The organism is Roseateles sp. GW835-FHT13E02, assembly GCF_058794035.1.
Map to the genome: position 1 here is coordinate 108,076 of NZ_JBXAGJ010000012.1, position 22,716 is coordinate 130,791.

The window sequence follows — 22,716 nt, forward strand, 5'->3', positions numbered from 1 at the left end:
GGTCGGCTCTGGAAAAGAGTCCGCCATGCCCAGCGGCCATGACCTTGGGCGAGGGCGCCGCACTTGCGCACAATGGTGTCCCATGAGCATGAACGTTGACGCCTATCTGCAGCGCTTGGCCTACTGCGGCGACCGCCAGCCCGATCTCGCCACCCTGGCCGCCTTGCAATGGGCCCATCTGCGCCAGATCCCGTTTGAGAACCTCAGCATCCATCGGGGCGAAGCCATCGTCCTCGAAGAGACCGCCTTGTTCCGCAAGATCGTCGAGCAGCGCCGCGGTGGCTTTTGCTACGAGCTGAACGGCTTGTTCGCGGCGCTGCTGCGTGAGCTGGGCTACCGGGTCAGCTTGCTCTCAGCGCAGGTGGCAGGAGCCGACAGCACGTTTGGGCCGGAGTTCGACCACCTCTGCCTCGCCGTGCATCTGGACGAGGGCGACCATCTGGTCGATGTCGGTTTCGGCGATTGCTTTCTGCAGCCGCTGCCGCTTGAACCCAAGGCAGCGCCGAGCCGGCAGGGCCGCCATGTCTACCGCATTCAGGCGCTGGGCGGCGTTCGCACACTGCAGCAACTCCCCGCTGAGCACGAGGCCTGCGCGAGCTGGAGCGACGAATACCGCTTCAACTTGCAGGCACGAGACTTGAGTGATTTCGAGCCGATGTGCCGCTTCCACCAAAGCTCGCCCGACTCGCACTTCACGCGCAAGCGCATCTGCTCGCGGGCCACCGACGATGGCGGCCGCATCAGCCTCAGCGATCTGCGCCTGATCCTCACCTCGGCCGAAGGCCTCAAGACCGAAAGCCTGCTGCCTTCGGAAGCGGCCTGTCAACAGGCCTTGCTCGACCATTTCGGAATCCAAGCATGAGTGACACGCAACCAGCCACACATCAACCGCGCGGCAAGATCGTCGGCCTAGGCGGCAGCCTGCGAGCCGCCTCTCTGTCGGCAGCGGCCCTGCGCGCCGGCATGGCCATGGCGGCTGAACTGGGGCTGAATTGTGAAACCCTCGATGTGCGCGAGCTGCAGCTGCCCATGTACCGGCCCGACTGGGCGCTGGCGGACTACCCGGCCGAACACCAGGCTTCGCTGCAGCGCCTGGTCGCGGCATTCCGCAGCGCCGACGCAATGCTCTGGACCTGCCCGGCCTACCACGGCGCCATGAGCGGGGTTTTCAAGAACGCGCTGGACTTCATGCAGCTGCTGGCCCGCGACCCGCGGCCCTATCTGCAAGGCTGTGCGGTCGGCCTGGTGAGCCTGTCCGACAGCTCACCCCTGGGCGGCATGGCCCATTGCGTGCAGGAGCTGCGTGCCTGGCTGGCGCCGACGCGCCTGACCCTGGACGACGGCGACTTTGATGACGCACTGGCGCTGCGCGATGAAGCGGCACAGCGCCGCCTGCGCCGGCTGATGGGCGAACTGGCCGGCTTTGTGGCCAGCCGTCCCCTGACCCGCTGAGTTCAGGCCTTGGCCGGCAGCGGCTTCTTGTTCTTCTCGGCCAGCATCTTGATCAAGCCTTCGATGCCGTTGGCATTGACTTCCTGCGCAAAGGGATTGCGGTAGGTCTGCACCATGGAGGCGCCGAGCACATTGAAGTCCCAGATCTTCCAGACGCCGGCCTCCGACTTCTCGAGGCTGTAGTTCAGCTGCACCGGCTCGCCCTTGCCGACGATCTGGGTCTTGATCTCGACCTGGCCGCCCTCCGTGGCGCCCGGGCGCAGCGGCGCTTGGCGGATGGTTTGATCCTTGAACTGCGAGAGCGCACCGGCGTACACACGCAGCAGCAAGCCCTTGAACTCGGTCTTCAGACGCTCGCGCTGCTCGGGCGTGGCCTGGTTCCAGTGGCGGCCCAGGGCGCTGCGCGTGGTCTTGTCGAAGTCCACGTGCGGCATGATTTTTTCGTCGACCAGCTTGACGATGCGCTGCAAGTCACCGGCCTGGATGGCCTTGTCGGCCTTGATGGCTTCCACCGTCTCTTGCGAGAGCTCACGGATCAAGATGTCGGGCGCGCTGGCGTCCGCTGCCAGCGACAGGCCCGGGTTGATGGCCATCAGCGCCAGCAAGCCCGAGGCCAGGGCGGCGCGGCCACGGCGGGCCAGGGTGGAGGAGGCAGCAAAGTCTTTCATGGCGAACGGTTTCCTTCTTGAGCAGCGAGCCGCAGCAGCGCGGATGGGGCCGGAGCGGCCATCAAACCCAAGCTCAGCGGCTCGGCGGTCTGCCGATTCTGAAAGCCAGCTGCCGAAAACATGAGCGCGCCGGCGGCAGTGCCGCGCGGCGCGCTCTCGGGCAGCGTCAGGCGCGCCCGTGGCCCCCTCTCCCGAGAGGATCAGGCCTTTTTACGGCGCCCGGCCACACCCGCCAGACCCAGGGCGGCCAGGGTCAGGGCCAGGGTCGCCGGCTCGGGCACATGGTTGTCCGGGCCCAGGGTCGCGCTCAGCTGACCGATGGTGAAGGGGCCGGGAATGTCGAAATGGTGGCTGCGGGCTTGGTTGACGCCCAAGCCCAGGATGCTCAGGCTTTGCCAGCCATTCGGGGTGCCGTGCACAAGGTTCGAATCCAGCGTCAGGCTGGTGAAGCTGCCACCGCTCACCTCGGCCGTGAAGTCCTCCAGATCGCTCAGCTGGTAGGTGTAGGTTTCCGTGGCACCGCTCAGCTCAATCTTCAGCTGAAAGCTGAAGCTCTTCAGATCGGCCAGGGCAATCGCGCCGCTGTAGCTGCCCGAATTGGTTTCAAAAGTGCCGGTGCCAGTGGCCTTGGCTGAAGCCCACCAGCTGCTGGTGCCCACGCCTGAATAACTCAGGCTCACCGGGCCGGCTTGGGCAGAGATCAGCGTCAGCGCCGCTGCGGCGCCGATCAAGGTCTTGCGGAGGATGGATTTCGACGTGGACATGGTGGGTTCTTTCTCCCTCAGGGGTGGACTGCATCGATGCCATGCTCGATCGGGCACAGGCTTGTTCTGGGTCCCCGCGGTTCCGGCAGAGGGCTTGAGCCCAAGCCCCGGACGGTGCGCCGCCCATCGCCGGATGCGGGTTTGACCGGATGCGGATTTTGCCGGCGCCTGGCCTGCCCACACCCCCCGCAACTCGGTGGCTGGGTTTATTCACGCGCCGACGCAGCGCGGCCGCGGGGCGCATGTCGCCCGCCCGAAGTCTTGTCTTCTTCTACACTGGGCGCTGGCAAGGCCTGTTGCCAAGCCAGTCACCCAGCGAGAGCTGAAGGGTCAAGTCATGCGTGACGAGGAAATTGCCCAGCACCTGCAAGCAGCACTGAAGTCGGGCGAACTGCAATCAGCCCAAGGCTTTGGGCAACCCTTGCCCGAGGACGAGGCCTGGCAGGCCACGCCGGAGAGCCTGCGCATGAGCTTCAAGATCCTGAAGAACGCAGGCCACGCGCCGGCCGAGGTGGGCCTGTTTCGCGACAAGGCGGCGCTGCAAGCCCGCATCGCCAGCTGCGAAGACGAGGCCCTGCGACGCGATCTGCAGACCCAGCTCAGCCAGCTGGAGCAAAGCCTGAGCCTGCGGCTGGAGTCACTGCGCGTCCACGGCCAGCTATGAGCTGAGACGCCTCAGCGATCCCGCACATGCGGGTTGCTGCGCCGCTCGGCGCCGAAGCTGCTCTCCGGCCCGTGGCCAGGGATGAACACGGTCTCGTCACCCATGGGCCAGAGTCGCTCGCGAATCGAGGCGAGCAAGGTGGCGTGGTCTCCACCGGGAAAATCCGTGCGGCCGATGCTGCCGGCAAACAGCACATCGCCCACAAAGGCGCGCGCAATCTCGGGTGAATGGAACACCACATGGCCCGGCGTGTGACCCGGGCAATGGCGCACGTTCAAGGTCTGCCGGCCGATCTGCACGGTATCGCCGTCGGCCAGCCAGCGTGTCGGCGTGAAGGGCTCGGCGGCGGGGAAACCGAACATCTGGCTCTGCTGCGGCAGCCCATCGATCCAGAACTGATCGCCCGGATGCGGCCCGATGATGGGCAGCTGCAGCTCACGCGAGAGCTGCCCCGTGCCGCCGGCATGGTCGATGTGTGCATGGGTCAACCAGATCGCCTGGAGCGTCACCCCCTGCTGCTGCACCACCGCCCGGATGCGCGCGAGATCGCCGCCAGGGTCGATCGCCGCCGCCTCCAGCGTCTCGTCACACCAGACCAGGGAACAGTTCTGCTGGAACGCTGTGACGGGAATGATTTGGTAGCGCAGGGTCATGATGAAGGAGGCTGAGAACAAAGTTTCGAAGTGACTGGCAAATTATCGAAGTCTCAGGGGGCGGCAGCGAACGGCGTGAAGTCAAAGTTTCGAAGTGAGCTGTCGCGCTTGGGGAACGCGGGCGGGGAGCTGTGTGGGAGGGGCAGCTGCGGTGATGGATGCCGGCTGAGGCCACATTCAGCGTGGCCACTGGTTAACCGGCTCCAACCAGCGCAAAACCGCCCTGCAGCATCGAACGATTCCAGGGCGCATGCCCGACTGAGGCCGAGCGCGGGTTGAGCGACCTTTGCATCGGTATGGTGGTATCGATCAACCCAGAAGTTCAGCCCTTCACACAAACCACCTGCTTCAGGGTATGCACCACGTCGACCAGGTCCGCTTGCGCGGCCATGACGGCGTCGATGTCCTTGTAGGCCGCCGGCGTCTCGTCAAGTACGTCTTTGTCCTTGCGGCATTCCACACCTTCAGTGGCGGCACGATGGTCGGCCAGGGTGAAGCTGCGTTTGGCATCGCCACGGCTCATGACACGGCCGGCGCCATGTGAGCAGGATTCGAAAGACTCCGGATTGCCCTTGCCACGCACAATGAAGCTGCGTGCGCCCATGCTGCCTGGGATGATGCCCAGTTGGCCAGCCTTGGCACTCACTGCGCCCTTGCGGGTGACGAACACGTCTTCGCCGAAGTGCTGCTCGCGCTGCACATAGTTGTGGTGGCAGTTCACCGCCTCGATATGGCTCTGGAAGCTCTTGTGCAGCACCGTCTTCGCTGCTTCGATCACGCGGCGCATCATGACCTCGCGGTTCATCGCCGCGTACTTCTGGGCCCAGCTCACAGCGCGCACGTAGTCGCCGAAGTAGCGACTGCCTTCCTCGAAGTAAGCAAGGTCGCGATCCGGCAGGTTGGCCTGGTGGCGCATCGCGTCCTTCTTGGCCAGTTCGATGAACATGGTGCCGATGGCATTGCCCACGCCTCGCGAGCCCGAGTGCAGCATGAACCAAACGGCACCAGCCTCGTCGAGGCAGACCTCAATGAAGTGATTGCCGCTTCCGAGCGTGCCCAGATGCTTGTGGTGGTTGGTTTTCTCCAGCTTGGGATAGCTGCGGCAGATTCCCTTGAATTCGGGCTCGAGCTGCGCCCAAGCTGTGTCCACTGAACCTGGCGGTTTCTGCCAGGCACCCGGGTCACGGTTGCCTGGCGCGCGTCCATGCGGCACCGCTCGCTCAATCGCCGCGCGCAGTGGGGCGAGGTTGTCGGGCAGGTCCTCAGCGCGCAGCGTGGTCTTGCAGGCCATCATGCCGCAACCGATGTCTACGCCCACGGCGGCCGGAATGATGGCCTTGATGGTCGGGATGACCGAACCCACGGTAGCGCCGATACCGAAGTGCACGTCCGGCATCGCAGCCACATGCTTGAAGACGATGGGCAGGCGTGCCGCGTTGGTGAGTTGGCGCTTGGCTTCGGGCTCGATGGGCACGCCACGCGTCCACATCTTCAGCGGCACACCGCCGGGGACGTCTTCGTGGATATGTTGAGTTTGTTCTTGTTCCATGATCTTGTTTCCAATGTAGAGCCCCGGCCGGGCGACATTCAAATCGCGCCCGGCCAGGGCGGTGATCAGCGCAGCTTCACAAGCCCGTTGAGCACCTGGTCCAGACCTCCGAAGACGGAGATCTTGTCAATGCGTTCCGCCACGCGCTCCAGGGTTTCCAGTTCCTTGAGGCGCAGGGCGACGGGGTTGTCCTCCATCACCTTGGCGGTGTTCAGCAGCGAGCGCGTTGCAGCGGTTTCCTCGCGGCGGCGGATCACGTTGGCTTCGGCCGCCTTCCCGGCCTCCACCACCTGAGCGAGGATGGTCTTCATCTCGCCCGGCAGCACGATGTCCTTGACGCCAACGCTGGTCAGCTCGAGCCCGAGAGCGGCGAGCTTGTCCTTCACCTGCGCGGTCACGACCTCGTCGATGACACTCTTATTCTCAAGAAGCTCATCGAGCGAGCGCGTGCCCACCGCGGCGCGCAAGCCCAGCTGCAGCTCGCGGTACAGGTGCTCGGCCGGCTTGGCCAGCGCCTTGTAGGCGCTGAGCACGTCCGAATAACGCCAGGTAGCCGAGAGATTGAGTCGCAGCGCCACTTTGTCTCGGGTCAGGATTTCCTGGCCCGAGACTTCAACGGACTGCAAGCGCAGGTCCACCAGCTCCACGTTCACACTGCGATTGAACTTCCAGAAGGCGAACGAGCCTGCACCGAGCAAGCGCTCGATCTTGCCGTCGACCCACAGAATGCCCGCTCCATGTTCCGGCACGACCACCTGCAGCACACCAGCCAAGCCGGTGATGCTGCGCGGACGCAGCTGGGTCTGCAACAGGCGGGCGGTGAGTGCAGGCGACAGTTCTTTGGTGCTGGCCAGGTCGATCACCTCCACCTGCACATCCACCAAGCCCTTCCAGTACAGCCGGCGGGTTTCAGGCGGCAGCAGCTCGACAAGCACACCGTTTTCGCTGCGCAGACCGACCTGCGTCGCATTCAACTCGACACGAACGAACTCGGTCTCGACCACCGCCGGCTCCTTGGCCAGCAAGTAGTCAGTCAGCGGGTGCACGAAAGCCGGAGCTACGATGGCGACCAGTTCGACCTGAAGCCGATCCAGTCCAGACAGGAGCCAATGTGTGCCAGGTTGCAGCACACGCTCGAAGTCGCCATTGCGCAGCAGCAGGCCGCGCTCGTTCTTCTTCACATTGACACGCTTGATCGTCATGGTGTTCTCCTTGTTGCAGCGTGTGTTTCAAATAGGGTGCCGTTACAGCGCGGACACGGACCTCGGATGCCTGGGACTGGGTGCCACGGTGCGTCGTCGGCATGCCCTTTCTGGACAAGCCTCGGACTGGCCGTGGACGCAGACCCCGCGTGCCCGAAGCACAGGTGGCCGCGCTGATGCCGTTCAAACCCGAAGGCAGACCGGCACGTTCGGCGGGGTGGTCTTTCGACCGTTTTTCACTGGCGTGACAGGCCATGTGTGGAGTGGGAGTCGAACCCACGACACACGGATTCCAAATCCGTTGCTCTACCCGACTGAGCTATCCAGTGGTGGCGAAACCGGGAGTCGAACCCGGACCCTTGCGGGACAACCGTGCTTCACCGTATCGGCCTCTTCCAGCAGAGCGGCATGCGCCGCAGCGACGGGACGGACCCGGCCACAGCGCACCGGTGGGGTGGTACCCCCTACCTGTGAGCCCTGCCTTCCAAGGCAGATCTGTTGGCGCCTGGGCCGACCTCGTGGATCAACTCAGGCGCGATTCTTTCGGCAGCCGTGCGGCCAGCCACTCATGCACGTCCGCACGAATCCGCCTGCCCTTGAGCAGGAAGTCCTCGAAGCGGCTGGGCACATAAGGCGTGAACAGCAGCGGCATCCTGGCCTCCTCCGGCGTGCGGTCGGCCTTGCGCGCATTGCAGGCGCGGCAGGCAGCGACCGTGTTCATCCAGCTGAGAGGGCCGCCACGCGAGGCCGGCAGGATGTGGTCGACCGTGAGTTCGCGCAGGTCATGCGCATCGCCACAGTAGGCACAGGTCTGTCGGTCACGCCGGATCAGCTTGAGCTTGTTGAAGCCCGGCTCTCGCTCGAAGAGGTTCAAGCGCGAACCGCCGCTCAAGGCCAGGATGGCTGGAACTTCAATCCTGGACTGAAGGCCGGAGTGGAGGTTCATGCCGCCGCGCAGGATGGCCAGCGGCGTATCACCGAGCGACCAGGCCACGGAGCGGGAGGCCACATGGACCGCCCCCTGCTCGACCGAGATCCAGGCCTGGGGCTGGCCGGTGATGTCCAACTGCAATACATCGTGCATGGCGTCCTCCTTTCTGCGACTGGGCACGACTGAAATTCAATGGCGAAGGCGGCGAAGCTTGCAGCTGCGCCCAGCGGGTTCAAGGCTTAGTGCTCTTCTCTTCCAGCAGAGCGACGCCACGGCTGACCAATGGGCGGCAGCGCTGCTCAACGCTGGTAGTGATGGCGGTTCTGCTCCCAAAGCAGTTGCGCTTTCCACTTGCGCCACACACGGGTCGTGCTCCCAAGGGTTGTCGGTGACGGGTTCCGACGCCGCCCAATCTTTGCGGCCGGTTTGCGCCTATCGAAACGAGAGCTCGACGACAGGCTTGGGTTTGGCATCCCGTGCGGGAGTTGAACCCGCCTCTTCGGCTTGAAGGGCCGAGGACCTCACCGGAAGTCCAACGGGACAGAAAAGAAAACTGGCGCCTCGTGGAGGATTCGAACCTCCGGCCTCCGGCTTCGTAGACCGGCGCTCTGCTCCGCTGAGCTAACGAGGCCATGCACTCTCGGCTGTGTCCGCACGCGATCTCGGCATGGTTGCCGAGATCGCTGCATGCCGGCTCCGTCTGCAGAACCTGCTTGGCACACATGCACACCGAGCTGGCCGGTGCTTGTGCACGGGCACACCCGAGAGGGCATCAATCCGATTTGCAAGAGCCAAACAAAAAGCCCGGTTCCTGCAGGAGACCGGGCCTCAGGGGATCGGAGATGGATCCCTGCAATGTAAGAACTTCAGTAGGCTGAAGTTCCTCCCGGTAACGGTGAGTCACCCTCAAATCGGTCATGCCGCGGCTGGCTCAGTGCGAGCGGCATCGCGAACTCATGGCGACCCGCAGCGACGCACAAAGCCATCTCGACCGACATGGGTCGTTTGGCGTTGGCGATGGAGACTGTGCGGAGCATGATGAGATCTGGCAGGTTGGGGTGAATCAACGAATAGGAGAATTGTGAAGAGTGTTCACGGGTTCGTCAACACATTCGATCACATAGAATGCATGTGAAGTGTTTTAACAACACCAGCCGTGTCCAGCATCACTACGTTCCGCCGACTCAACGCCATCGCGCTCTTCCAGACTTTTGCGGAAGAACGCATCGCCGCAGGCGATCCGCCCAAGGGGCTTGAATCCACCTGGGCTAAACAAGTCGAGATGAGTGGCGCAACATGGTCGATGGCCAAGAGTGGCGCACGCCCCATCGGTGACAAGCTGGCGCGGCAGATTGAACAGCATTGCGGCAAGGAGCCAGGTTGGCTCGATGTAGAGCGTGAACCAACTGGGCTGTCTCCAGGAGAGCAGCAGTTCCTGGCACTTGCCCTGAAGGTCTATCGCGAAACAAACAGCGATGGGCGAAAGCGCTTGAAGCAGGCGCTGAAAACTTTCCAAAAATAGGCCGCTGCCCGAGCAAGATGTGGGGCGCCCGACGGTTGATGCTGTGCTCTCGCCGGGCTTTTCCCTTCAATCTTTGCGAGAACACGGTCGTGCTTGATCGATCTTCAAGCAGACCCAAACCCTCGATGGCGTAGTCAATACTCTGCGCGGGCTTCCCGGCGATTGACCTGATGTTTCGAATGTGTGCACCCGCCCGGTCGGATGCCATCGCCGACAGGTGGCCACTCCCTCCCGTCTGTACCCAAGCTAAACGAGCGATCGACCGCCCTCTGCAGGCTGCCGGCAGATCCGTGCAGGATCGGCTCAGACTGCGACTTGGCCGCCCCGCCTGCCCTGCCCGGCGCGGCACACGGAACTTGCCCTGGTTGCCGGGCGGGCTGGCCGCTGCGGCCTGTTTGGGCGAGGCAAAGCGAACAAGGCGAATGTCAGGCGGCACAGCCGGGCGCAGGAGGTCAGCCATGGCCGCCTGTGCGGCGTCGCAGTTGGAAAGCACCACAGCCCATGCGGCCAGGCCGCACAGGGCCCTGCGCGTTCGGTTGGCTCGAAACTGAATCCATGCCACGCAGGAAAGGCCATCACCAATTCAAGCGTGATGTCACGCCAGCTACATCCGCAGGCAGGCGGAGGCACGAGCCGGGAACGGCACCGCCCCCATACCGGCATCAACTGGCCATGGTCGGCGCAGCGCCCGCACGCACCGGCCGGTGCTCGCTGCCCCGGCCGCGCGTGATGTGCAACAAGCGGCTGGGACTGCTCACCCGCGCCGTGTGCCAGACACCCCGGGGCACGAGCGCGGCAGCTCGCCCTTCCAAGGAGAAGGTTTGCAGGCCATCGGGCAGTTCCAGCAGCAGCTGAACGGAACCGGTGAGCAGGTAGACGTACTCATCGCCCTCAGGGTGGCGCTCCCAATTGGGCCAGTCCTCGCTGCACTCGAACTCAGTGACCAACCAGCCGAGGTCGAACGCCTCCATCTGTGCGGCAGGCAAGCTCCAGAAGGCATCACCACCGGGCAACTCGATGGCATGGCCGTCTTCGGCCAGGTGGACATAGCGCTGTTGCGGGTCGAAGGGCATGGTGAAGGCTCCAGAGCAAGCAGGGGTGGCACATTGTGGCAAGGCAGACGGCGCGGCTGCCACGCAACATTGCCCTGCTCGGCAATCCGGCCGCCCAGTCGCGTGAGGAGGCGCGCATCCAGGGTGACAAAGCCAGTGCGGTCTAGCTCGAAACCTCGGCCAAGCGCGGCTGACCAGACGGCAGCGACCAGGGCCTCTTGGAACTCAAGCTAGCTGACACTGTCCAGACAGCCTGAAGCCCGGCCGGGCTGAGCGCAGCGATGGCCCACAACACCATCACATGAGCGCGGCAACCAGCACGGCGGGGCTCGCAAGCGCACACCCCGCTTTGGTGGGATAGACACCCCGCGAGTTTTCGCTCAATGCTGTCCCGTTGCCAGAAGCCACGCTCGCAAGCAAGCCGAGCCAGCGCCGCCGCAGCAGCAGTCACCAAGATACGGACCCACCATGCCACTCTGCCCAGCTCCGCTGCGTCGCGCCCACAGGCACTGAGCATCCGTCCACGCGCATGAGCGATCGTCGCCGCATCCTCCTGGCCCTGGCCGGCAGCAGCCTGCTCACGGTGCCGCCTCTGCGGGCCCAGGCCTTACCGGGCACGGGCACGGGCAAGGGTGTGAGCTTTCCGGTGGCCGACCCGCGCGAGGACCCGCGACGCGTCTACCCCTTGCAGCTGTTGCAGCTGGTGCTGGAGCAGTCAGGCCGCGAGCCGCGCGTCGAGGAGCGCTATCACTACACCCAGCTACGCGCCATGGCCGAGCTGCGCCAGGGCCGCCTGGATGTCACCATGGTCACGCGCCGCGACCTGCCGGCCAGCGAAGGCTTGGTCGTGCCCATTCCGCTGCGGCGCGGCCTGCTGGGCCTGCGCCTGCTGCTCTGTCGCGCCGAGCGCGCACAGACTCTGTCCCAGCTGCGCGACCTGTCCGAGCTCAAGGCCCTGGGCCTGGGTTATGGCATCGACTGGACCGACCGCCCCGTGTTCGAGCGCCTGGGCTTCAAGGTCGTCAGCGCCTCCAACTACGCCGGCCTGTTCGGCATGCTGCAGGCGCGGCGCAGCGATTACCTCTCGCGCGGCCTGAACGAAATTTGGGAAGAGCTGGCCAATGGCAAGCTGGTGGGCCCAGGCCTCGCGGTGGTGCCGGGCCTGGGCCTGCGCTACCCGCTGGACGACTATTTCGTCGTGCGCCCGGACGCGCCCGGGCTGGCCGAAGCCCTGCAGCTGGGCCTGCAGAATGCCCTGCGCAACGGCAGCTACCAGCGCCTGTTCGACGAGCATTTCAGCCAGGCCCTGCGCCGCGCCGCCCTGCACGAACGCCGCCTGCTGCGCGTGGACGGCTACCCCGAGGACGAACTGGTGGAGCTGGCCCAGCAACAGCTGCTGGCTCCCCTGAGCGGCAAGGTCAAGAAGACCTGAGGGCGCGGCGGCCGGGCGCGGCCGCAATCCAGACCTTGGCCCGAGGCTCAGGCCGCCACGATATTGAGCGGCCCGTTGCCGAACTTCTCCGGCACATGGCCGAAGGCGAACAGCCGGAAATCGTTGTGGGCGAAGTTGCCGAGGTACTTGCCCTGATCGGCAATGACCACGCCGACATCGTCGTTGCGCTCGAACGCCGTGGTGCTGAGGCTGAGCTCGTAGGCCAGCAGATCCAGGCTCAGGGCGCTGGCGATATTGGCATCGCCCACCAGGCTGCGGTAGCACCCATCCAGCACACCGCCGTTCTTGATCAAGCTGTCGATGCGCTGAACCCATTCGTCCGCCAGGCGCACGCCACGCAAGCGGTTGTTGCGCAGGCGCAGCCGGCCGTTGCCATGGGCCAAGCTGACCCGTCCGGCCTTCAGGGCCTGGCTCAGGCCCTGGAACAGAGCTTGCGGGAACTCGGGCAGGCTGGCGTCGCCGTACAAGGCCAGCTGGCCGTGGAACAGGTTGTCGGCCAACAAGGTGTCCGCGCGTGCATCGGCCAGGGTCAGGGCCGAGCCACCCTGGCTCAAGAGCACACCGACACGCCAGCGCTCCAGTGTGGCCAGCAGCTGCTGAGCCGGCACCTGTTCATCTTGCAGCTCTCGCTGGAACTGCTGCAGCGCCTCGCGCTCCTCGGGGGCCAGCGCCAAGGCGCCCGTGTCGGCCATGCGCAGGTAGTTGGCGATCTGGGCTCCCAGGCTCTTGCGCTGGGCTGCGCTGAGCTGGGCAAAGGCCTCGGCCACCCGCAGATCGAGCGGCTCGAACACCCGCCCTTCCTTGACCTCGAAGCTGGACTGCAAGGACTTGAAGTCGGGCAGCAGCTCAAACACCTGCTTCAGACGCGCCGGCAGGCCCTCGCCCGTGTAGGCCTTGATGCGGCAGGCGCTGATCTCCAGCGCGCTGGCGCCGGCAATCTGCAGCAGGCTCAGGCCCTTGGGGGTGAAGCCGCTCAAGCCCAGACGGCTCAGGCGCACCTGGCTGCAGCCTTCGATGCGCAACGAAGCCCAGCTCTCGCTCCACACCAGCTCGAACTGGTCCAGCTCCACCGAGGCGAAGTTGAAGAGATTGAACTCCTGCTCCTGCACGAACAGGCGACTGGCCTGCCCGGCGCCATGCACATGCAGGCGCGTGCCGCTGGGCGCTTGCACATCGATGCTGTCCTTGAGGTGGTGATCACCGGGCAGCAGGCAGAGCACGATGTCGCGCCGCTTCTCATTGATGAGCCGCTCGATGGCCTCGTCGAGCGAGGCGAAATCACCGCCATCGCCCACCGTCTTGCTGCAGCCGCCGCCATGACTGCGCTTGCACAAGGCATCCAGCGCCTCCTGCACCGTGTGGATCTGGGCCGCCTTGGCCTCGGCGCAGTTGCTGGGGTCGTAGGCCACCTGGGCGGCGGTCAGCAGGCTGGCGTTGAAATGGATGCGATTGAACTTGCCCGCTGCCGGCGCGCCGGCCTCCAGCAGCTCGGCGCTGCAGGTCTGCGACAGCACCGTTGGCGAGAGCGACCAGCTCACACTGGCCAGACCGTCCGGCCCCGTGTCCACCTCGGCCACCAGGCCACCGCCCGGAAGCTGACCGTGGCTGGCGGTGAAACGCACCCGCGCCCCGGCCACCGGGAACTGACCGTTGAACACCGCCACCTCCAGCGGCCGCGGCAAGGGCACGGGCGTCGGCGCGATCGGGTTGGGCGCGATCTGCTGGCCATCACCGCCGACGTAGACGAGGTTGCGCAGCTCGCTCAAGCTGGGAAAGAGCTGGCGGCAGTCATGCAGGCGCGTCCATTGATTGCCCTGGTAGCGCAGCACGGCCAGGCGCGCAAAAGCGCGCAGCACGCCCAGCGGCGCGAGGAAGCGGGGCTTGTCGGCGCTGTCCAGTGGCCACTCGATATCGGCCGTGGCCGTGCGGGCCGGGATTTGCCAGAAATCGCCAACGCGGTAGCGGCCGGGCGCGAATTTGAGCTCCACCCCGTCTTCCAGCTCGACCCAGCCGGTGTTGGTGTTGGGCGCGGCGGGGTTGATCTGGCCCCAGCCTTCCCAACGCCGCACGCGCGGGTTGACGCTGAACAAGCCCTTGTCCAGCGGCCCGGTCTTGCTGCTGAGGTCGACCGTCACCACCGTGCCCGCGGTCTTGAGCACCTGCACCAGGGTACCGGGCTGGCCGGTCTGTTCGTGCAGCTCGCTGTAGAACTCGATCCAGCTGCCGGCCTGGATGGACAGGCTGGCGTCGCGCCCTAAGCTGGCCACCTCGAACTCATGGGCGGTGGGCTCGCCCAGCCAGCGCGTCACGCGGGTGGCGATGCTGCCGTTGTCACGCGACCATTTGAAGCGCGGCTTGCCGGAGATGCTGCCGTCGTCGTGGATCTCGACGCGGTAGAGCTGGTTCTCCAGGCGCCGGTAGCCGGCCTCGGGGGTCAGCAGGCAGGGGTCTTTGGGCGGCACCGTGGGTTCGGCGCGCGCGGCCATGCGGCCATCGGGCGCCTGGCTGAAGCTGGCCCAGGGCTCGACGCTCAGGCAGTTCAACGAGGTGCTGACATCGCCGGCGCGTAACAGCTTGACCTGCCAGACCAGCTGGTCGCGCGTGCTGGTGTCCGGCAGGCCCAGGGCCACCTCACGGATGTGCGGCGCCTCCAGCGGCGTGATGTGGCGCAGCCAGGCCTCGACATAGCCGATGTAGACGCCCTCGCTTGGCGCCACGGTGGCACCGGCTGCGTTGTAGACGCGGATCTGGCTCAGCGGCGCGGCCTGGGCCGGCGGCAGGGCCAGCAAGCTCTGGCCCGCCGGCTGTGTAGGCAGCACCGGCGAGATGGCGCTGGCCAGGCCGGGCTGGGTGATCAGCGTGTGGCCGGTGGCCGCCTCGCAGAGCAGGCCCTGCACATAGCAACGGCCGGCGCTGATGCTGATGTTCTCGCCGGCACCGGTGAGCAAAAAGCCGGCCGCATCAATGGGCACGGCCGCGCCTGCGCCCAGGCTGTCCACGGTCTCGGTTTCGATGCGGCGGTTCAGGATGTCCTGCTGCTCATTCCACTCGGCATCCAGCTGCACCCGCCCCTGCTGCATGCGCACCGCGCGGTAATGCTGGTCGGGCCGGTCGGTCGATCGGGTCAGGTCGGCTTTCATGGTGGTGTCCCGTGATGGTTCGCTTCAGATCAATTGACAAAAATCAGCCCGGCTTCGAGGCCGAAACGCAGGTATTCATCGAGGGCCTGGCGCAGATTGGCCTCGCGCTGCGGCTCTTGGAGCAGGTTCCAGACGCCCATCTCGCCACCGTCCTCGGCGCCGCGGCGGATCTCGGGCGCACAGCTCAGGCGCAGCTGGGCATAGGCCGCATGGCCGTGGCGCAGCGAGCTGAAACTGGGCGTGATGCGCAGCAGCTCGCCCTTTTTTTGTGCCGGCGACAAGCCCTGCAGCGCCAGCTCGGGCTGGCAGCGGTAGCGCCGCGGTGTGAGGGCATCGATGGGCAGGTAGCAAAAGCGCACACAGCCCTGCTGGCGCCGCTCGATCTCGACCGCGCCGTTGAACAGGCTGTTGCCCGCCTCCAGCTGGCCGGCGCTGCAGGCGCCCAGCACGGTACAGCGGTCGATCTCGAGCGCGGTGTCGGGCAGGACCAGGGCTTGCGGGTCGATCGGCGCCGGCTGCGCGGCCACATCGGCATCGATGATGGAGGCACTCAGGCTCACGCCGCCGAGGGCCTTGGCCGCTTGAATCGGCCCGCAGATGCTGTGGCTCAGGCGGATCTGCAACTCCGGCCCATTGCCGCTGTGGCGGATGCCGCCGCGGCTGGGCCGCAGGCTGCAGTGGCGCACATCGAGCGCGCGCAAACCACCTTGCAGCTGCAGCTCGCCATCGATCCACAGGCCGGAGAAGCCAAAGCGTGTGCTGCTGTTGCCGCGCAGCTTCCAGCTGCCCACCAGCACCGGGCGGCGCTGGTTCACCGCCTCGATCAGCAGCTCGCTGTCGGGCAGGTTGAGGTTGGGCGTGAGCGCCTCGGTGGCATCGCTGTCGATGCGGATCAGGGTGCGCTGGCCAGTCTGCACCTGGGCCAGGGCGGCGACCAGGCTGGGCTGATCCAGGGGCACGCGGATCAGGCGCGCACCCTCGGCCGAGAACAGGCCTTGCGTGGCCTCGTCCTCGGCGCGGGCAGGGCGGCGGTCGTAGGGGCCGCCGCCGATGTCACCGGGGAAGCCATAGGCATAGGCCACCTCGACCCGGGCGACCGCCTGACCGGCCGGCAGGGCGATGCGGCCCAGCACCGGGTCAATGCCCACGCAGCCGGCCGGCGGGCGACGCCACTGCGGCGGCGCCAGGCCCGGGATCGTGCCCAGATGGCAGACGCGCAAGGCCGTCTCGGCCACCTCCACCCCATCGAGCCACACACGCAGCACCGGCCCGCCCGATTCCTGCGAGAAGTAGCGCCGTTGCGGTTCGCGGCCCTGGGCCAGGTCGGCCTGGATGGCGCTCAGCTCCTCGTGCAGCGCACGGCGCGAGAGCGGCTCCGGCACATGGATGGGCTGGGCCAGATCGCTGATCTGCGCCTCGGTGCGCGGGCGGTTGAACAGCCAGGATTCGCCGGCCGGCGCCGCTTCGCCGACATCGCGGCCCAGCGGGTCGAAGCTGAAAAAGCCCGCCACGCTGCCCACCGCCGCCGCCGTGCCGCGCTGCACGGCATAGGCCTGCAGGCGCCAGATGTGCAGGCCGATGTGCGGGATGTTGTAGCGCCCGGCCGGCAGGGCCCGCACTTCGGCCGTGTGGGCGCTGGTGTCGAAGGCGCCGTCCACACGCTCCAGGGCCAGGGCCTGGCGCAGATCGGGCGTGCGGACATTGAAGGCCCGCACATGGTTGAGATGCTGGGTCCAGCCCAGTTGCTGGAAATACTCGACCGCATGGGCGCGCCAACCAGTGGTGTCCTGGGCCAGTTGCTCCAGCACCGGCAGCGTGCCCTTGCGCCGCCGCAGGGCCAGGGTGTTGGCCACATGGGCGCGCTGGCCAAAAGCCTGGGTGCCCGTCACCGAGTACAGGCCGCGCACACCGAGCAGATCGCCGATGTAGGGGATCAGCCAGTCCTCGCAGGTCTCGATGAACCAGTTGTCGTAGAGCTGGGAAATGTCCTCATCGAGCAGCTGCCCCTGGCTGGCCAGCACCTCCAGCAGGGCGCGCAGCGGGCCGCCCAGCTCGGCATCGCGGGTTTGGTAAAAGGCCGGCAGCCGGCTGAACAGAAAGTCGGCATCCAGGGTCTTGCTGGGGCTTGTCATGAGCTCAACTCCGTCAGGCGCACATCGGCCAGATCGATCAGCAGCAGCTGGGCCGGCAGGATCTGCGCGCCCTGCCAGCGGGCGCCGCGCGCACGCAGGCGGCCATCGGGCCCGGCCACCGAGGTTCCGAGCTGGGCGCGCAGGCGGTCCAGGTCCACCCGCTCGACACCCGGCACGCGCTGCATCACGCTCAGGACCTCGCTGCCGGCCAGCGATTGGCCATAGCCGCGCGCCTGGAAGCCAAAGGCCTCGGCCAGGGCCTGACGCAAGGCCGGGAACACCGTCTCGGCGGCATAGGCCGGCTGCAGACGCACCCCCGCGCTGAGGCCAAAACGCAGCAGCTCGCCGGTGGCCACGCGCAGCGGCTGGTGGGCCGGCCGCACCTGGTCGATGGCGGCCAGCAGATGGGCGTAGAGGGCCGAGCTGGGGGCGATGTCGGCGCCGTCCAGGCCGACCACGGTCAGGTGCACCAGACGCTGCTCGCCATCCCAGAGCCAGACCGCCTGGGCCTTGCCAATGCCGGCGAAGGCCGCGGCGAAGTCCTCGAAATCACGCAGGGACACGATGCGGTCCAGGGCCAGCACGGTCAGCGGCGCATTGCGGCGCGCATCCTCCAGGCGCTCGGGGTCGGCGCCGCCTGCGGCCGGAACCGGGTTGCTGACCTCCTTCACACCCAGCGGCCGCTCCAGCAGCAGGCTGATCTGCCCGGTCGGCAGATTGCCCTCGCTGCCAATGCCCACGCGGTAGCGGGCCTGCACATTCATGCTGCCGCTGGGCAGGCGCCGGCCGTACTGGCCATCGCCGAAGATCACGCTGACCGTGCCGTCATCGGCCCGGCGCAGCAGGTAGCGGCTGTCCTGCGGGCCCATCTCGCTGATGCGGGCGGCCTCCTGCCAGCGCACGCCGTCCACGCGCAGCTCCAGCGTCGATTCGGTGCCCGAGGGTGTGGCGGCGGAGATGTAGGTCAGCGGCTTTTGCTGCAAGTTGAAGCGCTGGAAAGCGGCGCTGCCGCGGCCGCTGCCCAGCACCTCGGCCTGCACCTTCATCTGCCGGCTGTCGCCATGGCTGGCGGCCACCACATTGGCGTTGATGCGCAGGGTCAGGGGCAGGTAGTCATGCACCAGATCGCTGGCCAGCAGCAGGCGGCTGCGGCCCTCGATCAGGTCCTGGCGCTGCAGCTGCACCACCTCGCTGACCCGCTCCAGATGGCCGAGCAGGCGGTCGCCATTGCTGAAGCTGAACACAGCGCTGCGCTCGTCACGCGCCAGCTCGACCGCGGCCAGATGCTCACCGGTGCGCAGCCGGCGGCGCAGCACGCGGTTCTCGTCGCGCTCGGCCAGCACATGGCCGCTGAAGGCCAGCCAGCGCCCGGCCTCCAGCTCGGGCTCCGCGCCGGCCAGGCTCAGCTCATGGCCGCTGATGAAGCCCGAGCGCGGCCGCTGCGCCCAGGCCAGTTCCACCGATTCGCCCCAGACCGAGGTTTCGCGCAGCGCGTTGTTGAACTTGTCGTACAGCTGCTCGCCGATCAGCTTCAGGCGTGTGCTCTTGCCGGCCAGGCCGAAGGCGGCACGCGCATCCTCCTGCACCGCCTCGACCTCGTAAACCTCTTCATAGCCCGGCCGTGAGAGCACGACCCAGCTGCCGCGCGTGATGCGCGGATAGCTGGCATCCAGATGAATGACCGTCTCCTGATCCCCCGAGACGCCGGTGATCCTGAAGGCCGGCCACTCGGGCTGCGTCTGGATGTTGACCTTGGAGTCGTCAGGGTCGTCAAGGCCCAGAAAGGCCGCACGCAGGCTGCGCGGCATGGCACGCCAATCGGCCGCCGCATGGCCGAACAAGGCCGCTTTGCTGCGCAAGGCATAACAGCGAGGCTGCACGCGCGCGGGGTGGACCGTGGGCGAGTGGTTGCCCAGCGGCCGGTCCAGGGTGACCACGGTGTAGCCGCCCTGCGGATCGACACCAGGGTTCTCGGGCGCCACCAGCTGCACGCGGGCGACGCGGCGGAAATCCCAGTTCTCGTTGTCGGGCTGCAGGCGGCGCTCCTCACCGATGATGAGCAGGGCATCGCCCGGCGCCAGGCGCGTGGACTGGCCGGCCAGATAGAGCGTGGTGCCGCCCCAGTGCGGCGGCACGGCCTCCATGCTCAGCACCGGCATGGCATTCCAGGCCGCGCGGGCCTGCAGCGGCGCCAGGGTCTCGAAGACCTGGGGCTTCTCGTCCTGGGCCGGGATGCTCTGGGTCTTGCTGCCGGCTTCGATGCGCGCCTGCAGCGGCGCACCGGGCGAGGTCTCCAGATTGAAGGCCAGATAGGTGGAGGCCGCCACGCCGGGGCGCAGCTCGTAGCCGATGGCACGGGCCAGCTCCAGCACCGAGCGGCGTTCGGTGGCGGTGCGCAGAAAGCCTTCGTTGAGCAGGCGCTCCTGGTAGAAGCTCAACACATCGAGCACACCGGCCCAGGCGTCCAGCAAGGCCAGGGCCGGGTCGCTGCGCTCGCGCGTGCTCAGGGCTTGCAGGGCCGGCGCCTGGGACAGCAGGGCCAGCTGGCTTTCCATGAAACGCGCCTGGCTGCCGACCCGGGCCGAGAGGCTGCGCTGGCCCGGCGGATTGATGGCATCCACCGGCGTCAGCACCGACACGCCGGCACAGCAGCCGCATTGCGCATCCGCGCCCGTTGGGTTCGAGGGTGACGATGGGGCGCTCACAAACCACCTCGCATGCTCAGCCGCAGCCGGCCGTTCTCAGGGAAATTGGGGTCGTTGTCCAGGCGCAGCACTTCCAGGCTGGCCGCGAGGATCACGCCCGCGGCCCGCTCGCCCTGGGCCGTGCGGCCCCAGCGCTGGAAGCGCAGCACCTCGACCGAGGCCACCCCCACCAGGGATTGCGCCGCCTCGACCAGGGCCGAGAGCGCCAGGCTGCCGCCGAAGCTGAAATGATCGGGGTGGAAGAAAGCCGGCTGGCCCTGGGCATCGAGGCCATTGGAGAGGCGCGCCAGCAGGCTTTGCTCCACCGCCGCGGCCATGAAACCGGGCCGCACGCAGACCGCCAGCTCGATGTCCAGCGGCACATAGGCCGGCTCCTGCAGCTCCAGGTCGTAGCCGGCCAGGCGGTAGCGGTCCAGATGGGCCAGCATCTCGGCGCGGAAGGCGGCGTCCAGGGGCAGACCGCCGCGCCGGTCGATGCTGACGAAGACGGTGTACCAGCTGCCGGTCCAGCGCAGGCGGGCGGCGGCGCGCTGCACCTGCGGGTGGCGCTCGGCCATGCGGGCGTAATCGTCTTCAGTGACGGCGCGCTCCTGGCTGCGGAAGGACTCGGGCGCGAACAGGCGCACGGTGTCGGCGCTCTCGGGATCGCAGCCGCCCTGGGCTGAGAGGGGGTTGCGCACGCGCAGCACATAGGGCCGGATCAGGGGCTCGTCGCAGACCAGTCGGACGATGCTGTCCGGCCCGACATTGCCGGCCGCGCCGCCGCCCTGGCGGTAGCTGGCCAGCAGGCGCGCGCCGGGCTCGGGCCGGCGGCCGAACTGGTTGTCGCCGAAGCGCAGGCTGGCGCGGCCGTCAGCCTCGGTTTCCAGCACGAACTCCTGCGCAAAGCGGTCGCTGGCCAGCAGATCGCGGCGCGGCGTCCAGCGGCTGGCGCCGAGCAGGATCTGGTCGCCAAACTGGGCCGGGTCATCCAGCTCCAGATGCATATCGGCCGGCACCGCTTGGCGCGGGTCCTGGCGCAGTGCGCGCGCGGCCGACCCGGCCTGGGCCTGATCGTGGCTGTAGGGCTCGGCAAAGGCGATGCCGGGCTCCTGCAGCCGCGGCCGGTAGGGTCGCGATGCACGCCCCGGGCGATCGGCCGGCACTTCGGGCGGCAGCAGGCTCTCCGCACGCCGGCTCAGGCCCTGGTCGGCCAGCACCACATTGCCGCGCATCACCGAGATGGCGCGCCGCACCAGGCTGCCGCCTTCCTCGAACTCGGCGCTGACACACAGCGGGAAGGGCAAGGCATCGTCCTCATGCCAGCGCAGCAGCAGCAGATCGGTGCCGGTCAGCTCGTCGCGTGCGGGCTCCACGGCCAGCAGGCGCAGGGCATGGCGGTGGCTGCGTTCGCGGTCGGCCTCGCGGCCCGTCGTGGCACTTCGGATCTCCTCGGCAATCAGCACCTGGCCCGGCAGCAAGGCCAGCACCGGGCTGTTGACCACGGCCGCGCTGGTGGCACCGCGCGGCAGGCAGTAGCGCAGCTCACCCCAGTCGTGCAGGGCGATGCGGTTGTGGGCCGAATGCAGGCTCAGGACATGCAGGGTTTCGAACACCAGGCTGCCGTCCTCGGGCAGGCGGGCCAGCTCGTCACTGCGCAGCACCGGGGCATCCGGGTCGCCGCCACGGGTCAGCAACATGCTGCGCGCGGGCAGGCTGCGACCATCGGCCTGGGGCGCCACCTCCACGCAGACAAAGGCCCGGCTGTTGCAGCCCTCGTGCACCGCGTAGTCCAGCAGACGGGCATGGCGGCGCAAGGAGACACGCCGGCGCGCCGTGCCCAGATAGGCCTCGGTGGCCACAGCGTCCTGGCGGTAGCTGAGCAGGTCGCCGACATGGGCCAGCATCTCGACCAGGGCGGTGGAGAAATCGGCCGGATGGGCGTCCTGCCCGCCGGGAATCAGCTGGCCCATGCGGTCCAGCATCAGGCGGCGGAAGCTGGCGTAGTCCTTGGCCAGGTAGTCGAGCAAGGGCTCGGGCAGACTGGCGGGTGGACAGTGGTGGGCGCTCTCGCAATCGAAATCCGAGGGGCATTGCGCCTTGAAGTTGAAGCGAATGCTGGCCAGCACCGGGTCGATGCCGGCGGGCGCAAACTCGGGCGCGGCCGGGTCGATCAGTTGCAGCTCGTACCAGGAGAAATCGCCGGCCTGGTCCACCGTCAAGGTCAGCACCTTGCCGCTGGCCTGGGCCGTCAGCACTCGGATGCCCTGGATGCGCACGCCGCCGACGATGCGGCAATGCGCGACGCTCAGACCGCTGACCGGGAACACGAAGACGAGCTTGAGCGTGCGCTGGTCCTTGCTGGCCACCTCGAGGTAGTCGATGCCGTTGAGGGCGGGCGGCAGCGTCTGCTCGCGCAGCAGCTGCAGCCGGCGCGGGTTCTCGCTGCGGGCCTGGCGGCGCTGGCTGCTGGCGCCGCTCATGGCAAGGCCCTCGAGAAGTTGGCGAGCTGGCGCTCGCGGTCACGGCGCACGATGTACTGCACGCTGACCTGCAGGCGCTCGTCCACATGCTCGATCTGCACGCCCTCGACCTCGATCAGCTCGCCCAGCCACTGCTGCAGCGAGCCTTGCACCGTGGACTGCAGGGCGGCGGCCAGGGCATCGCTGTTGGGCGCGAACACCAGCTGCAAGAGGCCGCAGCCGAAATCGGGCCGGTTGACGCGCTCGCCCGGCTGGGTGAAGAGCACCTGCTCGATCATCTGGCGGATGCGGGCATCGGCCTCGCGCTCGGCGCTGCGGCCTCGGCTGTCGATGCGGTAGGGGAACTCGAGGGCCATCGCTGCCATTC

The 22,716-nt window shown here is 67.2% G+C and carries 17 protein-coding genes and 2 tRNA genes; 5 read left to right on the forward strand and 14 right to left on the reverse strand.

Annotation, left to right across the window (positions count from 1 at the left end; genetic code table 11):
- Nucleotides 1-82 precede the first annotated feature (82 nt).
- The gene (locus AC1Q6P_RS13460; protein WP_492664362.1) at nucleotides 83-862 is read left to right on the forward strand and encodes an arylamine N-acetyltransferase family protein; all 780 of its coding nucleotides are present in this window, start codon (nucleotides 83-85) and stop codon (nucleotides 860-862) included.
- Complete coding sequence (locus tag AC1Q6P_RS13465) at nucleotides 859-1,452, forward strand: NADPH-dependent FMN reductase (protein ID WP_492664363.1); 594 nt, start codon at nucleotides 859-861, stop codon at nucleotides 1,450-1,452. The genes AC1Q6P_RS13460 and AC1Q6P_RS13465 overlap by 4 nt, the downstream gene beginning before the upstream one ends.
- A gap of 2 nt (nucleotides 1,453-1,454) precedes the next feature.
- On the opposite strand, the gene AC1Q6P_RS13470 is transcribed toward AC1Q6P_RS13465, so the two are convergent.
- A complete protein-coding gene (locus AC1Q6P_RS13470) occupies nucleotides 1,455-2,120 on the reverse strand; it encodes an MlaC/ttg2D family ABC transporter substrate-binding protein (RefSeq protein ID WP_492664364.1) in 666 nt (221 codons plus the stop codon).
- A gap of 200 nt (nucleotides 2,121-2,320) precedes the next feature.
- Complete coding sequence (locus AC1Q6P_RS13475) at nucleotides 2,321-2,884, reverse strand: PEP-CTERM sorting domain-containing protein (RefSeq protein ID WP_492664365.1); 564 nt, start codon at nucleotides 2,882-2,884, stop codon at nucleotides 2,321-2,323.
- Nucleotides 2,885-3,221: 337 nt separating this feature from the next.
- Here AC1Q6P_RS13475 and AC1Q6P_RS13480 point away from each other — a divergent pair, with 337 nt between their 5' ends.
- Complete coding sequence (locus tag AC1Q6P_RS13480; RefSeq protein ID WP_492664366.1) at nucleotides 3,222-3,548, forward strand: DnaJ family domain-containing protein; 327 nt, start codon at nucleotides 3,222-3,224, stop codon at nucleotides 3,546-3,548.
- A gap of 11 nt (nucleotides 3,549-3,559) precedes the next feature.
- On the opposite strand, the gene AC1Q6P_RS13485 is transcribed toward AC1Q6P_RS13480, so the two are convergent.
- The 6 genes from AC1Q6P_RS13485 to AC1Q6P_RS13510 all read right to left on the reverse strand — a co-directional run bounded on the left by AC1Q6P_RS13485 (nucleotide 3,560) and on the right by AC1Q6P_RS13510 (nucleotide 8,514).
- The gene (locus tag AC1Q6P_RS13485) at nucleotides 3,560-4,201 is read right to left on the reverse strand and encodes an MBL fold metallo-hydrolase (protein WP_492664367.1); all 642 of its coding nucleotides are present in this window, start codon (nucleotides 4,199-4,201) and stop codon (nucleotides 3,560-3,562) included.
- Nucleotides 4,202-4,523: 322 nt separating this feature from the next.
- The gene (locus AC1Q6P_RS13490) at nucleotides 4,524-5,750 is read right to left on the reverse strand and encodes an RtcB family protein (RefSeq protein ID WP_492664425.1); all 1,227 of its coding nucleotides are present in this window, start codon (nucleotides 5,748-5,750) and stop codon (nucleotides 4,524-4,526) included.
- Between the two features lie 65 nt (nucleotides 5,751-5,815).
- Nucleotides 5,816-6,952: a slipin family protein gene (locus tag AC1Q6P_RS13495; RefSeq protein WP_492664368.1), complete on the reverse strand. Its 1,137-nt coding sequence runs from the start codon at nucleotides 6,950-6,952 to the stop codon at nucleotides 5,816-5,818.
- A gap of 523 nt (nucleotides 6,953-7,475) precedes the next feature.
- Nucleotides 7,476-8,036, reverse strand: a complete 561-nt coding sequence (locus AC1Q6P_RS13500; RefSeq protein WP_492664369.1) for an HNH endonuclease — start codon at nucleotides 8,034-8,036, stop codon at nucleotides 7,476-7,478.
- Nucleotides 8,037-8,350: 314 nt separating this feature from the next.
- Nucleotides 8,351-8,425: transfer RNA gene (locus AC1Q6P_RS13505), tRNA-Glu, on the reverse strand.
- A gap of 12 nt (nucleotides 8,426-8,437) precedes the next feature.
- A tRNA-Arg gene (locus tag AC1Q6P_RS13510) sits at nucleotides 8,438-8,514 on the reverse strand.
- Between the two features lie 525 nt (nucleotides 8,515-9,039).
- Between AC1Q6P_RS13510 and AC1Q6P_RS13515 the strand changes: the two genes are divergently transcribed.
- The gene (locus AC1Q6P_RS13515) at nucleotides 9,040-9,405 is read left to right on the forward strand and encodes a hypothetical protein (RefSeq protein ID WP_102767917.1); all 366 of its coding nucleotides are present in this window, start codon (nucleotides 9,040-9,042) and stop codon (nucleotides 9,403-9,405) included.
- A 662-nt stretch (nucleotides 9,406-10,067) separates the two neighbouring features.
- On the opposite strand, the gene AC1Q6P_RS13520 is transcribed toward AC1Q6P_RS13515, so the two are convergent.
- On the reverse strand, nucleotides 10,068-10,478 hold the full coding sequence (locus AC1Q6P_RS13520; protein WP_492664370.1) for a cupin domain-containing protein: 411 nt from the start codon (nucleotides 10,476-10,478) through the stop codon (nucleotides 10,068-10,070).
- Between the two features lie 508 nt (nucleotides 10,479-10,986).
- Between AC1Q6P_RS13520 and AC1Q6P_RS13525 the strand changes: the two genes are divergently transcribed.
- Entirely contained in the window at nucleotides 10,987-11,889 is a 903-nt protein-coding gene (locus AC1Q6P_RS13525; protein ID WP_492664371.1) for a hypothetical protein, read from the forward strand.
- 47 nt (nucleotides 11,890-11,936) lie between these two features.
- Here AC1Q6P_RS13525 and AC1Q6P_RS13530 read toward each other — a convergent pair whose 3' ends face one another.
- The 5 genes from AC1Q6P_RS13530 to AC1Q6P_RS13550 are packed head-to-tail and all read right to left on the reverse strand — an operon-like array spanning nucleotide 11,937 to nucleotide 22,705.
- Nucleotides 11,937-15,050 (reverse strand): DUF6519 domain-containing protein, encoded by a 3,114-nt coding sequence (locus tag AC1Q6P_RS13530; protein WP_492664372.1) that lies wholly within the window; start codon nucleotides 15,048-15,050, stop codon nucleotides 11,937-11,939.
- Nucleotides 15,051-15,079: 29 nt separating this feature from the next.
- Nucleotides 15,080-17,182: a hypothetical protein gene (locus tag AC1Q6P_RS13535; RefSeq protein ID WP_492664373.1), complete on the reverse strand. Its 2,103-nt coding sequence runs from the start codon at nucleotides 17,180-17,182 to the stop codon at nucleotides 15,080-15,082.
- Nucleotides 17,179-19,887 carry a putative baseplate assembly protein gene (locus tag AC1Q6P_RS13540; protein ID WP_492664374.1) on the reverse strand — a complete coding sequence of 903 codons (2,709 nt, stop codon included), beginning with the start codon at nucleotides 19,885-19,887 and terminating at the stop codon, nucleotides 17,179-17,181. Before AC1Q6P_RS13540 ends, AC1Q6P_RS13535 begins: the two co-directional genes overlap by 4 nt.
- Nucleotides 19,884-22,349: a putative baseplate assembly protein gene (locus tag AC1Q6P_RS13545; RefSeq protein ID WP_492664375.1), complete on the reverse strand. Its 2,466-nt coding sequence runs from the start codon at nucleotides 22,347-22,349 to the stop codon at nucleotides 19,884-19,886. The genes AC1Q6P_RS13540 and AC1Q6P_RS13545 overlap by 4 nt, the downstream gene beginning before the upstream one ends.
- Entirely contained in the window at nucleotides 22,346-22,705 is a 360-nt protein-coding gene (locus AC1Q6P_RS13550; protein WP_171829083.1) for a GPW/gp25 family protein, read from the reverse strand. Before AC1Q6P_RS13550 ends, AC1Q6P_RS13545 begins: the two co-directional genes overlap by 4 nt.
- Between the last annotated feature and the right edge of the window lie 11 nt (nucleotides 22,706-22,716).